Source organism: Sphingomonas endolithica, from assembly GCF_025231525.1.
Classification (GTDB): Bacteria; Pseudomonadota; Alphaproteobacteria; order Sphingomonadales; family Sphingomonadaceae; genus Sphingomonas; species Sphingomonas endolithica.
Window position 1 is genome coordinate 3,912,587 of record NZ_CP103057.1, and the last position, 14,368, is coordinate 3,926,954.

The 14,368-nt window shown below is 65.7% G+C and carries 11 protein-coding genes; 6 read left to right on the forward strand and 5 right to left on the reverse strand.

The annotated features are described in order from the left end of the window. Window positions 1-46 precede the first annotated feature (46 nt). Both rplL and rplJ read right to left on the reverse strand, forming a co-directional pair. On the reverse strand, window positions 47-424 hold the full coding sequence (rplL, locus tag NV382_RS18630; protein WP_260598318.1) for a 50S ribosomal protein L7/L12: 378 nt from the start codon (window positions 422-424) through the stop codon (window positions 47-49). An 84-nt stretch (window positions 425-508) separates the two neighbouring features. Next, on the reverse strand, window positions 509-1,024 hold the full coding sequence (gene rplJ, locus NV382_RS18635) for a 50S ribosomal protein L10 (protein WP_260598319.1): 516 nt from the start codon (window positions 1,022-1,024) through the stop codon (window positions 509-511). Window positions 1,025-1,787: 763 nt separating this feature from the next. On the opposite strand from rplJ, the gene NV382_RS18640 reads away from it, so the two are divergent. Both NV382_RS18640 and NV382_RS18645 read left to right on the forward strand, forming a co-directional pair. Continuing rightward, window positions 1,788-4,322 (forward strand): PhoX family protein, encoded by a 2,535-nt coding sequence (locus tag NV382_RS18640; protein WP_260598320.1) that lies wholly within the window; start codon window positions 1,788-1,790, stop codon window positions 4,320-4,322. 99 nt (window positions 4,323-4,421) lie between these two features. Further along, a complete protein-coding gene (locus NV382_RS18645; protein WP_260598321.1) occupies window positions 4,422-6,362 on the forward strand; it encodes an AsmA family protein in 1,941 nt (646 codons plus the stop codon). 403 nt (window positions 6,363-6,765) lie between these two features. Here the strand turns inward: NV382_RS18645 and rplA are convergent, their stop codons facing one another. Together rplA and rplK are read right to left on the reverse strand one after the other, a co-directional pair. Continuing rightward, on the reverse strand, window positions 6,766-7,458 hold the full coding sequence (gene rplA / locus NV382_RS18650; protein WP_260598323.1) for a 50S ribosomal protein L1: 693 nt from the start codon (window positions 7,456-7,458) through the stop codon (window positions 6,766-6,768). Window positions 7,459-7,462: 4 nt separating this feature from the next. Beyond that, on the reverse strand, window positions 7,463-7,894 hold the full coding sequence (gene rplK / locus NV382_RS18655; protein ID WP_260598324.1) for a 50S ribosomal protein L11: 432 nt from the start codon (window positions 7,892-7,894) through the stop codon (window positions 7,463-7,465). 720 nt (window positions 7,895-8,614) lie between these two features. On the opposite strand from rplK, the gene NV382_RS18660 reads away from it, so the two are divergent. From NV382_RS18660 to NV382_RS18675, 4 genes are all read left to right on the forward strand, one after another. Beyond that, window positions 8,615-9,109, forward strand: coding sequence for a MarR family winged helix-turn-helix transcriptional regulator (locus NV382_RS18660; protein ID WP_260598326.1), 495 nt, complete (start codon window positions 8,615-8,617; stop codon window positions 9,107-9,109). Further along, window positions 9,106-11,403 carry a TonB-dependent receptor gene (locus NV382_RS18665; protein WP_260598328.1) on the forward strand — a complete coding sequence of 766 codons (2,298 nt, stop codon included), beginning with the start codon at window positions 9,106-9,108 and terminating at the stop codon, window positions 11,401-11,403. Before NV382_RS18660 ends, NV382_RS18665 begins: the two co-directional genes overlap by 4 nt. Window positions 11,404-11,498: 95 nt before the next feature. Next, window positions 11,499-12,446, forward strand: a complete 948-nt coding sequence (locus NV382_RS18670) for a hypothetical protein (RefSeq protein ID WP_260598330.1) — start codon at window positions 11,499-11,501, stop codon at window positions 12,444-12,446. 224 nt (window positions 12,447-12,670) lie between these two features. Next, window positions 12,671-13,162 carry a hypothetical protein gene (locus NV382_RS18675; RefSeq protein ID WP_260598331.1) on the forward strand — a complete coding sequence of 164 codons (492 nt, stop codon included), beginning with the start codon at window positions 12,671-12,673 and terminating at the stop codon, window positions 13,160-13,162. A gap of 112 nt (window positions 13,163-13,274) precedes the next feature. Here the strand turns inward: NV382_RS18675 and NV382_RS18680 are convergent, their stop codons facing one another. Continuing rightward, entirely contained in the window at window positions 13,275-13,964 is a 690-nt protein-coding gene (locus NV382_RS18680) for a DUF2490 domain-containing protein (protein ID WP_260598332.1), read from the reverse strand. Window positions 13,965-14,368: the final 404 nt, after the last annotated feature.

Below are 14,368 nucleotides of genomic sequence, written 5' to 3' on the forward strand. Positions count from 1 at the left end.
CGGGAGTGCGATCTAGCCGTGGCTAAATCGTCTCTCCGCTTGCGGCTTACTTGACCTCGACGGTCGCGCCGGCTGCTTCCAGCTGCGCCTTGATCTTGGCGGCTTCGTCCTTCGACACGCCTTCCTTGACGGCCTTGGGAGCCGATTCGACCAGCGTCTTTGCTTCGGTCAGGCCGAGCGCGGTGATCGCACGGACTTCCTTGATGACGTTGATCTTCTTGCCACCGTCGCCGGTCAGGATGACGTCGAATTCGGTCTGCTCTTCAGCAGCAGGGGCTGCTGCGCCGCCGCCACCAGCTGCAGGTGCTGCAACCGCTGCTGCGGCCGAAACGCCCCACTTCTCTTCGAGCATCTTCGAAAGCTCAGCGGCTTCGAGGACGGTCAGTTCGCTCAGGCTGTCTACCAGCGCGTTCAGGTCTGCCATGTTATATCTCCAGTATCGGGGCACGTGCCCCATCGGTTCAGTTCAACTTGAATAGTCTCGAGTAAGCCCTGAGCTTGGGAAAGCTCAGGCTGCTTCCTTCTCCGCATAGGCGGACAGCACGCGCGCGAGCTGCGCTGCCGGAGCCTGCGTGATCGTGGCGATCTTCGTTGCCGGGGCAACGAGGAGACCGACGATCTTGGCACGCAGTTCATCCAGCGAGGGCAGTGTCGCGAGCGCTTGCACGCCTGCTACGTCGAGGGCAGTCGCACCCATCGCCCCGCCGACGATTTCGAACTTGTCGTTCGTCTTCGCGAAATCGACCACCACCTTGGCGGCCGCGACGGGATCGATCGAGCTGGCAAGGCCGACGGGGCCGGTGAGCATGTCGCTCAGCGAACCGTAATCGGTGCCATCGAGTGCGATCTTGGCAAGCTTGTTCTTCGAGACCTTGTAGGTCGCGCCGGCATCACGCATCGCGTTGCGCAGTTTGGTCGACTGCGAAACGGTCATGCCGAGATTGCGGGTGACAACCACCACGCCGACCTCGGCAAAGCTGCGGTTCAGCTCGGCGACGAGCTCGGTCTTTTGAGCGCGATCCATGCCATTCTCCACGTTAGGGTCCCAGCAAAGTCATACTTCGATGGGCGCCCGTCTGACCCGGTGGCGCAAGCCAACGGGCCGGTTGAAACCGGACGCATGGGAACACCCCGCGCATCCGGGTTGTCCGTCGATAGGGGCATGGGGATACTCGGCCGCAGCGATGCGGCAAGCAGACCGTCGGCGCGCGTGCACACCGAGCGGAAAATCCATTCCCCGTCTAGGCAGGACATTAAGGTCGGGCAAATCCCGGCCACCTGCTGTCTCGGACGGTTCTCGAATCCCGGCGCACCGGCAAACGAGAGAGCGCGCCTGTTAGCGGAACGTGCGGCAAAGTCAATGCGGGGCGGGGGCCTAGTAACCCCGAACGCGCCGCCGATCCCCCTGGGGCGTCTCAACCCACTGTTCTCCCGCGAAAGCGGGAGTCCAGGGTCCCCCGCGACCCCGCTTGTGGCCCTGGGCTCCCGCTTTCGCGGGAGAACTGGATGATGTTCGGCAACCGACGCGGTACGTCAGGGTGAAGAAATTATGCACAGCCCTTGCGGAAGCACCCCGCCGGCGCCATTCGGCCGCACGAACGCCGTCGCTCGCAACTGCACCTGACCCCCGTCGGCGCATCTGCGATTAAGTCCCAATCGCACATCCTGTCGTGATTTTGTCACGCCAGAGTCGCGGAACTGACGCCGGGAAGCCGCGCGCCTGTCAGTTTGTGACGCCACTAGGGGGAAGACGGTCGCTAAGACCATTTCTCCGGGGGGGCTTCACCATGACGCAGACATTCGACGGCATCACGGCCTATGACGATGGCGATATCGACACCAATCGCAGCAACAATCTGCACCTGAACGATCTGATCGCGTCGCGCTATTCGCGCCGTCAGACCTTGTTCGGTGGTATCTCTGCGGCAACCACCGCCGTGTTCGGCGGCATGCTGCTGACGGCGTGCGGCGATGGTGGGTCGGATGGCGCGGCCGATACGGTCACCGTCGGTGCCGGCGCCGCCGCTGCCACGACCGCGGGCAAGCAGGTCACGCTGACCGGCACCGTCACCGGCACCTCCAGCACCGCCAGCTGGACGCAGGTCAGCGGCCCGGCCGTCACGCTGGCGCAAGGGACCACCGGCACCGCCACGTTCACTGCGCCCGCCGTTGCCGCCGCCACGCCGTTGGTGTTCCGCTTCACCGCCACCAGCCGCGACAACATCCCGGCGACCGCCGACACGACCGTGACGGTCAGCCCCGCAATCGTCGATTTCGCCGCGGTCGCCAAGAACCGCAACGATCTGGTCACCGTCCCCGCCGGCTACACCGTCACCGTGCTGTACCGCCTGGGCGATCCGATCGCGACCGGCGTCGGCGCGTTCGCCAATGACGGCACCGACGACACCTATTCCAAGCGCGCCGGCGATCATCACGACGGCATGACCTATTTCGGCCTCAGCGCCGCCGGCACCGCGCCCGACCCGACCAGCAACACGCGCGGTTTGCTGGTGATGAACCACGAGAACATCACCCGCAATTATCTGCACGTCAACGGCCCAACCTCCGTCAACGGCGCTCGTCCCGAGGCCGAGGCGCTGAAGGAAATGGAGTGCCACGGCGTGTCGGTGATCGAGGTCAACCGCGCGACCGCTTGGAGCTACTCGCCGACCGCCGCGCTCAACCGCCGCATCACCCCACTCACGCCGATGACGTTCAGCGGCCCGGCAAAGGGCAACGCGCTGCTGAAGACGGTCTATTCGAAGGACGGCACCGCCAGCCGCGGCACGATCAACAATTGTGCCAATGGCACCATGCCGTGGAACACGTACCTGACCAACGAAGAGAATTGGGCCGGCTACTTCCGTCGTGCCTTGACGGACGCAGCGGTTCGTACCGCCGCAGGTGCATCGAAAGAAAATATTTCTCTCAACCGCTACGGCATGGCCTACGGCCGCAACAACTCAACAGGCGAAGCGCTGCCGCTCGACGGCAACAACAACTGGGCGACGGTCGTCCCGGCCGATGCGAACAACACGATCTACGCGCGCTGGAACATCACCGCGCAGGCCACTGCCGCTGCGGACGGCACCGGCGATTTCCGCCACGAAGCGTTCCAGTTCGGCTGGGTCGTCGAGATCGATCCATTCAACGCCACGTCCGTGCCGCGCAAGCGCACCGCGCTCGGCCGCATGAACCATGAAGGCTGCGTCATCGGCCGCACCGTCGTCGGCGTGTCACCCGCTTTCTACATGGGTGACGATGCTCAGAACGAATATCTCTACAAGTTCGTCTCGACCGCCAAATGGGCCGCCGCCGACGCTACCAATGCCGATCGTCTCGCGATGGGCGACAAGTATCTCGACGCCGGCATCCTCTACGTCGCCAAGCTCAATGCCGATGGCAGCGGCACGTGGTTGCCACTGGTGTTCGGCCAGGGCGGCTTGACCGCCGCCAGCACGGTCTATCCGTTTGCCGATCAGGCCGACGTGCTAATCAACGCGCGCTTGGCGGGCGACGTGCTCGGCGCGACCAAGATGGATCGTCCGGAATGGACCGCGGTCAACCCCGCCACCGGCGAGATGTACCTGACGCTGACCAACAACTCGTCGCGGACTCCGGCGAATACCGACGCGGCTAACCCGCGCGCTTATGCCGATCCGCGCGCCGCAGCGACCAACCCGACCGTCACGGCAACCACCACCACCGGCAACGCCAACGGCCACATCATTCGCCTGCGTGAAACCGGCGACACCTCGGAAGCACTGTCCTTCACCTGGGATATCTATGCCTTCGGTGCCGGCAGCGATCTCGATGCGGCCAACATCAACCTGTCGGGGCTGGACGCCACCAACGACTTCTCGTCGCCCGACGGCCTGTGGTTCGGCCTGCCCAGCAACGCGAGCGGCAACACCACCCCGATCATGTGGATCGAAACCGATGACGGCGCTTATACCGACGTCACCAATTGCATGCTGCTCGCTGCCATTCCCGGCAAGGTCGGCGACGGCACGACCAAGACGATCACCAACACGACCAGCGCCGGCACCGGCACACAGGCGACGCGGATCGGCAAGGCGCCCGGCGCCACGCTCAAGCGTTTCCTGGTCGGCCCGCGCGAGTGCGAGATCACCGGCATCTTCTCGACGCCGGACGGCAAGTCGCTGTTCGTCAACATCCAGCATCCCGGTGAGAATGGCGGCCCAGCCAACATCACCAGCAGCTGGCCGGCCAACCAGGCCGGCGCGGTGACGACCCCGTCGCGCCCGCGCTCGTCGACGATCGTCATCACCAAGAACGATGGCGGTATCGTCGGTCTCTGATCGGGCAGGGGGCTGGGCACTGCCCGGTCCCCACCGACCTCCCATCGCCCACGTGGCAATCGACGCAACCGATGGCGCGCCGCGGGGTTGAGCCCTGCGATGGATCATAACGCTAGCAACACGATCACCGCGCCCCGCCCGGGCCGCGCACGGCGACGCGCCTTGATCGCCACCGGCGTGCTGATCATCATGGTCGTGCTGGCCACCCTGGCGCTGGCGATGTTTCCCGTCGGCATGTTCCGCGCACAGCTGGAACGCCGCCTGTCCGATCGCTACGGCGCACCGGTCCATGTCGGCGCGGTCGAGCGCGATGCGATCTTCTCCTTCTCGCCGACCGTGTCGATCCGCAACCTGACGATCGGCCAACCGGCCTGGGCCGGCCGCGGCGATTTCGTCCGCGTCGATCGCATCCGCCTGCGCATCCCCGTCTTCTCCGCGATCATCGGCCGCTTCCGCCCCGATCATCTTGCCGTCCACGGCGCCCGCGTCGCCTTGGTTCGCGACGCCACCGGCCGCAGCAATTGGGATCCCCGCAAGCGCGACGATCGCCGGACCGCCGACACCAAGTCATCGCGGCTTGCCGAACTCACCGTCAGCAACACGCGCTTTACGCTCGCCGATGCCAAGCGCGGGCTGACGCTCGCCGGGCCGCTCGCCGTCGATGCAGGCGGCCTGCGCATCGACGGGCAGGGCCAATTCCGCGACATGCCCGCGACGATCAAGGTGCGCGGTGGCCGCGTCACCGGTGTCGATCCCGACGCGGCCTATCCCTTCGCGGTCGATTTCGTCTCGCCGGCGCTCCATCTCAGCGGCACCGGCACGATGGACGGCACGCTCGACACGCACCATTTCTCGGCCAAGCTCCACGCCCGCGCGCCGACGCTGAAAAACCTCGATCGCATGATCGAGGCCGGGCTGTTCGAGACGCAGCCGATCGATCTCCACGCGCAGATCCGCCATATCGATCGCGACTGGTTCGTCGACGATCTGCAGGCGCAGATGGGCCGCTCGCAATTCACCGGCAAGGCCAGCGTCGTGAAGCAGGACGGCCGCACGAAGATCGACGGCCGCATCCATGCCAGCCGCTTCGACTTCGACGATCTGTCGAGCACGCGCGGCCTGGCCGAGGGCGCCGCGCTGCAGGCACGGATCGGCCCGCGCATCGTGCCGGCCACGCGCATCAATCTGTCCAAGATCAAGCGCACCGACGGGCGCATCGCCTTCGTCGCTGATCGGCTGCTGGCGCGAAAAGGATCGGTGTTCCGCGCGCTGCGCACCAACCTGACGCTTGACGATCGCGTGCTGACCGCGAGCAACATCGTCGCCACGCTGCAAAGCGGCCGCATGACCGGCACCGTCCGCGTGGCGCACCGCTCCGGCCTGCCCAAGCTCACCGTCGACATGCGCTTCGATGGCGCGTCGCTGGAGGCAATCATCGGCAAGCCCGACATCATCTCGGGCGCGGTGCGCGGGCGCATCCTGCTGTCGGGCCGCGGCAACACCGTGCGCGAGGCGCTGGCGCACGGCGATGGCAAGGTGGCGATGGTCGCGACGCGCGGATCGGTGAAGACCGTCGTCGCCGACGTGCTCGGCCAGGATCTCGGCCGCGCGATCGGCCATGTCATCCACCAGCAAAGCGACCGCGTGCCGCTGCGCTGCATGATCGCCGATTTCCGAGGGCGCAACGGCGTGTTCGCCGCCCGCCCGATCGCGATCGACACCGGCAATTCGGTCGGCCGCGGCACCGGCCACGTGATCCTCGATGGCGAACGGGTGCAGCTGACCCTCGCCGGCGCCACGCGCAACGGCAGCGCGCTCAAGATCGCCGACCCGATCCGCATCGGCGGCACGATGAGCGCCCCCAGCGTGACGGTCGCCGGTCTCGGCGTCGCCGGCGCCAAGCCCTCGGCCGGATCGGTGCTGAAAGTCGTCACCCGCTCGATCGGCTCGGCCCTCGGCCTCGGCCCCAAGCGCCCGAAAATGGCGCCGCTACCCGATCCGCTGGACTGCACGAGCCTGACCGCGGCTGCACTGCGCTAGAGCGTCGACTCCCGCTACCCACCCGTTCGTGCTGAGTAGAGAACGAGTAGGCCGCAGGCCGTATCGAGGGCTCGTATCGAAGCACGTCGGAGCGCGGTATCGCGGGTCCTTCGATACGCCCTCTCGATACGCGCTTCGCGCCACTCGATGCCTGTCCTGAGCGCCTGCCTTTGCAGTGCGGCACCCCACCTAACCTTCTTACTAGCTCCCCGGCGAAGGCCGGGGCCCAGTCGGAAAGGTCCAAGTAACAAAGCGCAACGCTTACCCCCGACGTCCCCCAACCGGACCCCGGCCTCCGCCGGCGAACACCCCAGACAAGAAAACGGGCCGCAAGGCAAAAACCCTGCGACCCGTCTATCTCTATCCCCACGTGCCGCCACCAGCAGCACGCCAGGTACCTAAATCACGCCGCTACCACATCCGCGGTATCGACCTTGATCCCGGCGCCCATCGTCGAGCTCACGGCGACCTTCTGGACATACTTGCCCTTGGCGCCAGCGGGCTTGGCCTTGACGATCGCATCGACCAGCGCATCGAAGTTCGCGCGCAGGTCTTCCGCCGGGAACGACGCCTTGCCGATGCCCGAATGGATGATGCCGGCCTTCTCGACGCGATATTCGATCTGGCCGCCCTTGGCCGCTTCGACGGCCGCTGCGACGTTCATCGTCACGGTGCCGAGCTTCGGGTTCGGCATCATGCCCTTCGGCCCCAGGATCTTGCCCAGGCGACCGACGATGCCCATCATGTCCGGGGTCGCGATGCAGCGGTCGAAATCGATCGTGCCACCCTGGACGAGCTCCATCAGGTCTTCCGCACCGACCACGTCCGCACCGGCGGCGCGGGCTTCGTCAGCCTTGGCACCCTTGGCGAACACGCCGACGCGCACCGTCTTGCCGGTGCCCTTGGGCAACGTCACCACGCCGCGGACCATCTGGTCGGCGTGACGCGGATCGACGCCCAGGTTCATCGCCACTTCGATCGTCTCGTCGAACTTCGATGTCGCACCCGACTTCGCCAAGGCGATTGCTTCGTCGATGCCGTGCAGCTTGGTCGAATCGACCGTCGATGCCTTTTGCTTCTTGCTCTTGAATGCCATGTGCTTAGCCCTCCACCACGTCGAGGCCCATGGCCCGCGCGCTGCCTTCGATGATCTTGGTCGCAGCGACCAGATCGTTGGCGTTCAGATCCTTCATCTTTGCGGTCGCGATCTCGCCCAGCTGCGTGCGCGTGATCTTGCCGCCCGAAACCTTGCCCGGCTCCTTCGAGCCCGACTTGATGTTCGCGGCCTTCTTGATCAGGTACGATGCCGGCGGCGTCTTCGTCTCGAACGAGAACGAACGATCGGCATAGACGGTGATCACGGTCGGCAGCGGCGTGCCGGCTTCCTGGTCGCCGGTGGATGCGTTGAACGCCTTGCAGAATTCCATGATGTTCACGCCGCGCTGACCCAAAGCAGGGCCGATCGGCGGGGAGGGGTTGGCCTTGCCTGCAGGGACCTGCAGCTTGATATAGCCGGTAATCTTTTTAGCCATGTCACTCTTTTCCAAGTTTAGCGGTACAAGCGAACGCCGCAGCGCCCTCCCGCAGGATTTCCATAGCGATAGCGTTGGAAGCCGGCGCCCATAACCGAAAACGTGCACAGCAGCAACACTTACTCGTCCCGCAGGCCCCGATCGTCATCCCCGCGCAGGCGGGGATCCATAATCTCGAACCTCTCGGAAAGCAGCGTCAGCCGGGGTTGATTACCGTTTGAGCGGAAATGACGCATAGCACCCCCGTCACCCCGGACTTGTTCGGCAACTATCCCTTTGAGACGTGGATCGTCATCCCCGCGAAGGCGGGGATCCATAGTAGCGGGCTTAGCCGCTGAAATGCAGACGTTCGAGTATATGGATCCCCGCCTACGCGGGGATGACGGCGATTTACTTGTTCGACGGGTACAACCGCCGACTTGTTCCGGGGTCCTCCAAGCGGCTTGCGATGCGACCGGTGGTTTGATCGCCGGGCGTGCAGCACGCTGGACCCCGGAACAAGTCCGGGGTGACGGACGGCTGGTGCAAGCACCCACAAACCCCGGTCGCGCTTTTGCGGCCACAACAGTCCCACATTGTCGCCGCTACGCGACAAAGAAGTCACAGCTTCAACCCTACTCCACCAAGCACCCGCCGCCCCGACCAAAGCCACTTGCCACTAACGTATGTCACACATACAGTAATGGCCAATAACGATAATACATCATTGGGGGAGGGGGCATGCAGCGCGAGGATGCGGAGGTCGGCGAGATCGCGCGTCGCATCGGCTATCAGCTTCGCCGCGTCGACATGCTGTCGATGGAATTGCTCCACGAGATGATGTCCGACGTCGGCGTGCCCCCCGGCCGCGCCACGGCACTTGTTTACATCCACCTCCATCCCGGCTGCGATCAGGCCGAGCTCGGCCGCGTGCTGGGCATCAACCGCGCGAGCACCATGGCCGCCGTCAACGGCCTCGTCGCCTTGGGTGCAGTCGAGCGCCGGCCCGGGCGCGACCGGCGCAGCAACGCGCTGCATCTCACGGCGCAAGGCCAGGCACTCCGCGACGAAGTGACGCGGATCATGGCCGAGCACGAAACCAGCATCTTCGGGTCGCTCAGCGACGCCGAGCGCACGGACCTGTTCCGCCTGCTGCTCAAGGTTCGCGACTCGCACACCGCCATCGTTCCGCAAGCACCATCAACAAGACGAGCGATACTCAGGAGGATCAAATGAAGGCTATCTGGTTGAGCGGTGGCGTCGTCGCCGCCTTGTTGTCGGCACCCGCTTTGGCGCAGCAGACGACGCCCGACGATCCCGCCGCGGCGACCGCGCCTGACGTCGGCGAGCCCGATGGCAACGACATCCTGGTCACCGCGCGGCGCACCGCCGAACGCCTGCAGGACGTGCCGGTCGCGATCACCGCCTTCAGCGCCGCCGCGCTCGAGGATCGCAACGTCTCCACGCTCGACGAGATCGCCAAATTCACCCCCAACATCCGCTTCGACGGCGCCGCCGCGCTCTCTGGCGGCAATTACAACGCCACCGTCTTCGTGCGCGGCGTCGGGCAGAACGACTTCGCGATCTTCAGCGATCCCGGCGTCGGCTTCTATGTCGACGACGTCTATTATGCCCGTTCGATCGGCGGCGTGATGGACGCGGTGGACATCGACAGCGTGCAGGTGCTGCGCGGGCCGCAGGGCACCTTGTTCGGCAAGAACACGATCGGCGGCGCCGTGCTGATCAACACCACCGCGCCCGATCTCGACAGCGCCTCCGGCCGGATCGAGGGCATCTATGGCCGCTTCGACCGTATCGACGTGAAGGGCGCGGTCAACATCCCGATCGCCCCTGGCCTTGCCGCATTGCGCATCTCGGCGGCGACCCTCAACCGCGACGGCTATGTCAAGCGCCTGCTAGACGGCGACACGCAGGGTGATCGCTCGGCGCAGATGGTGCGCGCCAAGCTGCGCATCCAGCCCGCAGGCAGCGGCCTGACGATCGACATCGGCGGCGACTATACCCGCGCCCGCGAAACTTCCGCGCCCTCGGATCTGCTCGCCGTCGGCAACGCGCCGGGCATCACGGGCATTCCGTTCCTGACCAACTACAACCAGTTCGTCGCCCCCGGTCGCGGCATCATCGCTCCCAACGGACAGCCGACGCTCAACCCCAGCTACATCACCGCCAGCCCGTTCGAGACCTGGGCCGGCGGCCCCAACGACAACGACCTCGATCTGTGGGGGCTGCAGGCGACGGTCGCCTATGACCTGGGCGGCGCGACGCTGAAGTCGATCTCCGCCTATCGCGACATGAAGGCCTATTTCACCCGCGACGGCGACAACACGCCCTTCGTCTTCCGCCAGACCACCAACCGCGACAAGCAATGGCAGTTCAGCCAGGAACTGCAGCTCACCGGCAAGGCCTGGAACGACCGCATCAGCTACGTGTTCGGCGGCTATTTCTTCAAGGAAAAGGCCTCCGACATCGCCACCGCCGATCTCGCCATCGGGCTGCAGGCGCCCGCCGCGCCGCCGCCCTTCACCCCGGCCGTGTTCATCCGCAACTACACCAACAACCGCAGCCTCGCCGCCTACGGCCAGGTCGATGTCGAGATCGTCCCCCGCTTCAGCATCACGCTCGGCGGCCGCTACACCAGCGACAAGAAGACCTTCACCTCGATCAACGTGCGCCAGCGCGATCTCGTCGAGTTCACCAACGTCACCAAATCCGCCACGTTCGAGAAGTTCACGCCGCGGTTCGGCATCAACTACAAGGCGTCGCGCGATCTCTTGCTCTACGCGTCCTATTCGCGCGGCTTCAAGCAAGGCGGGTTCAACGGCCGCCCGCTCGTCAGCGATGCCGAGGTCACGCAATATGCGCCCGAGGAGCTGACCACCTACGAAGCCGGCCTCAAGGCGCAGTGGCTGGACGGGCAGCTCACCACCAACCTCGCTGCCTTCCACTCCAGATATCAGGACATCCAGCTGACGGTGAACCAGACGCCGACCAATTTCGTCGCCAACGCCGCCAAGGGCGAGATCAACGGCGCCGAATTCGAGACGGTGATGCGCCCCGCCCGCTGGCTCTCGTTCAACGCCGCGGTCGGCTATCTCGATGCCAAATACACCGCGGTCGGCCAGGGCCTGGGCCCCACGCAGATCCTGCCGATCACGCTCGATACCAAGTTCGTCAAGGCGCCCGAATGGACCGTTACCACCGGCATCGACGTCAGCCACGAATTCGCCAATGGCAGCGAGACGGCCCTGCGCGTCGACTACACCCAGTATAGCCGCATCTATCACGACGTCGCCAACTCGCCGATTATCACCGACGACGGCTACGGCCTGCTCAACGCACGGCTGAACTACACCTTGCCCAACAAGGCGGTCACGTTGTCGGTGTTCGGCACCAACCTCACCGACACGCTGTACCTCGTCTCGGGCAACGTCTCGGGCGCGTTCGGCCTGGCCGAGGCCAGCTATGGCCGCCCGCGCGAATGGGGGGTGAGCGCCGCCTTCCGCTTCTGATCCGCGCCGGGAGAGGGCATGGCACGCGCCGTGCCCTCTCCAACAATCGCCACCGCGCCCGCTTGCACGCGGGGAAATTGCGCTACATCCCAGCCATGCCGCGAGCCTTCACCCGAGACCAGGCGCTCCAGAACGCCGCCTTCCTCGCCGAGCTGCGTCGCACCGGCAATGCCAGGGACGCCGCCCGCACGCTCGGCGCACACCGCAGCACCTTCACCAGACGCCGCAACAAACACCCCGCCTTCGCCGCCGACTGGGACGCCGCTTTGGCGGTCGCGCACGCCCACCTAAATCCTCCCCCAACGGGGGAGGGGGACCATTTGCCCCTTCCGGCAAATGGTGGAGGGGCCTCTCCGCACACGACCCGCCCGGCGGCAAACGAACCCCGCCCCACCCGCACCAAATCCGGCCGCCTCCAGCTCCGCCGCGCGATGCCGCAACGCCTCACCCGCGCCGACGAACAGGCCTTCCTCGCCGCGCTCTCCGCCACCGCCAACGTCCGCCTGTCGGCCACCGCCGCCGGCTTCTCGCACAGCGCCTTCTACCATCGCCGCAAGCAGAGCCCCGCTTTCGCGCGCGAGATGCGCCTGGCGCTGCAACAGGGCTATCAGCGCGTCGAGATGGCGCTGCTCGCCAGCCAGGAAATCGAATCTCATGCCGACGATGCCTGGCGCCACAACGCACCGCCCGACATGCCGCAGATGACGGTCAACCAGGCGCTGCAATTGCTGTACCTGCACCAGAAGGAAGCGCGCTCCTGGGCCGAACCGCAGCACCTCAAGCGCCGCCTGGGCGAACCGCACGAGGTCCGGCTCTACCGTCTCGCGATCATGGCCGAAGCCCGCAACGAACGCGAACGCGAGAAATACCGCATCGCCGAAGCCGCCCGCGCCGCCGCCCGCGTGCACCCATCCCCCCACGAACCACCCCCGCCACAACTCCCCGCGCTGGACCAGGTGACGGGGTGGAGCAAGGCGAGCGGGCAGGCGCCGTATGACGAAAGCAGGGCGTTGTTCGGCGGGTGGCGCCTGAAGCGCACGTGATCGGATCGAGATACCTCCCGACTCCGTTCCCGCCCCCGTTCGTGTCCCGTGCCCCGCTCGTGTTCCGTGCCCCCAATCGCTCCCCCGTCCCCCGTTCCCCCGTTCGTGTCGAGCGAAGTCGAGACACCTGCGCTGGGGATGATGTCCCGACAGGCTCGACACTCCCGACCGCGCATGAAACAAACGACAATAGTCATACGCCAGGCAGCGAAGGAGACAGCGAGATGAAGGTCACAAAGTGCTTGGCGCCGCTCTTGATGTTCGCGCCGGTCGCCGCGCCAGCCGCAGCAGCGCAATGCCCTGCCATGCGGCAGTCCCCGCGATACGGCCTCGCGCATCCGACGGTCTCCGGATCGGCCGGCCCCTTCGCCAAGGTCACCCTGACGCTGCTCAACACGGGCGCAGAGCCCAATGGCCCGTTCACCGGCCTGCTGAGCATCGGCGGCGGTCGCTGCCTTAAACTCGCCGGCCCCGACGAGCCCGGCAATCTCTTCATCCTGCAGGTGAAGGCGGTCATGTTCACGCCGATCGATCCCAACGGACGAAAGGGCATCGTCATCCTGTACGACAGCCACCAGATCGGCCCGGGCCACGGCACCGACGCACGCGTGCTGGTCTATCGCATCACCGCCCAATCCGCCGAGCGCGACCGCGCGATCGAGGAGCGTCTGGAAGGCGCCAAGAATGCCGGCGCGGTAAGGCAACGGCTGGGATGATAGCGGCGGCACCGGCAATAGGCGCGTGCCGCCGCCACTTTTGTTGCGCGGCCCCGCTGGCCGGTCGGGCACCGTCACAGGATTAGCTTTCGCTGATCCTATGCGGCTCCGACTAATCCTGCACGTGCGATCCGCTGAACGCGCGCAGGTTGATCGTCAGTTGCAGGCTCAACGCATGGTCCATCTGCGCGCGCGCGCCGCCTCGGCCCAGGCGGTATTGGTTGAGATAGCCGATGTCGCTCGACACTTGCCGGCCGAGCGGCACGGTGAGCCCGACGATATTGCGCATCCGCTCATAGCCCCGGCGCTGGCCCCATGTGGTGCTGTTGGGCAGCACGAAGCTTTCATGGCTGACGAACAGTGCCAGCCCCTTGCGGCCGAGCGCGTGATTGTAGCGGATCAGCGGGCGGATGCGGAAGCCGATCTCGTCACCGCGCGGGTTGAAGCGTTCGTCGACGCGAAAGCGCGTGGTGATCGGGCCGAACGTGCCGACCACTTGCTGCCGCAGCCGGTTCTCGTTCGCGCCATTATTGCCATTATGTGCGCCGACCCAGCGATAGCCGAAGCCCAGTTCGATCTGCTTGCTGGCGCGATAGCCGAGCAGGCCGCCAAACTCGGTTTGGTACAGCCCCTCCTGCCGATCACTGAAACGCGCGATCTGCTCCACCGTCACGCGAACGTGCTCGGCTATCGGCACGTTGGTGTTGACCTGTAGCCATAATTGCTCGTCCTGCTGCTGCGCTTGAGCGGGCGTGGCGGCAAGCGCGAAGGGCGTAGCGTAGAGCAGGAGGCGGACGCGCATGAGCATGAGCTTAGCGCGGAAAGATGGCGTGGTAACTACGGCATGATGACGTCAAGATGATCCGCTCCCCACCGTTCGTGTCGAGCGAAGTCGAGACACCGATCCGGCGCGCCGACTTCTAGACGTCGCTCGACGCGAACGGAACTAAGGTCATGCCCACCCCCCGTTCGTCCTGAGCTTGTCGAAGGACCTGCCAAGAACACGCCACTCTCCAAGCGGAGGACGAGCAGATGACTTCAATGTCACGCTTCCGATCAGGAACGGATCGCCACGTGGTGAACGCAAAAGGCGTATGAGGCGGACGCGGGCAAAGCCCGCGTCGTCGGCCGGGGCGTTGCCCGCCGGCCGGTCGGGCGTCGTCTCAGGATTAGCTTCGCTAATCCTGTGCGAACCCCAAATAAGGC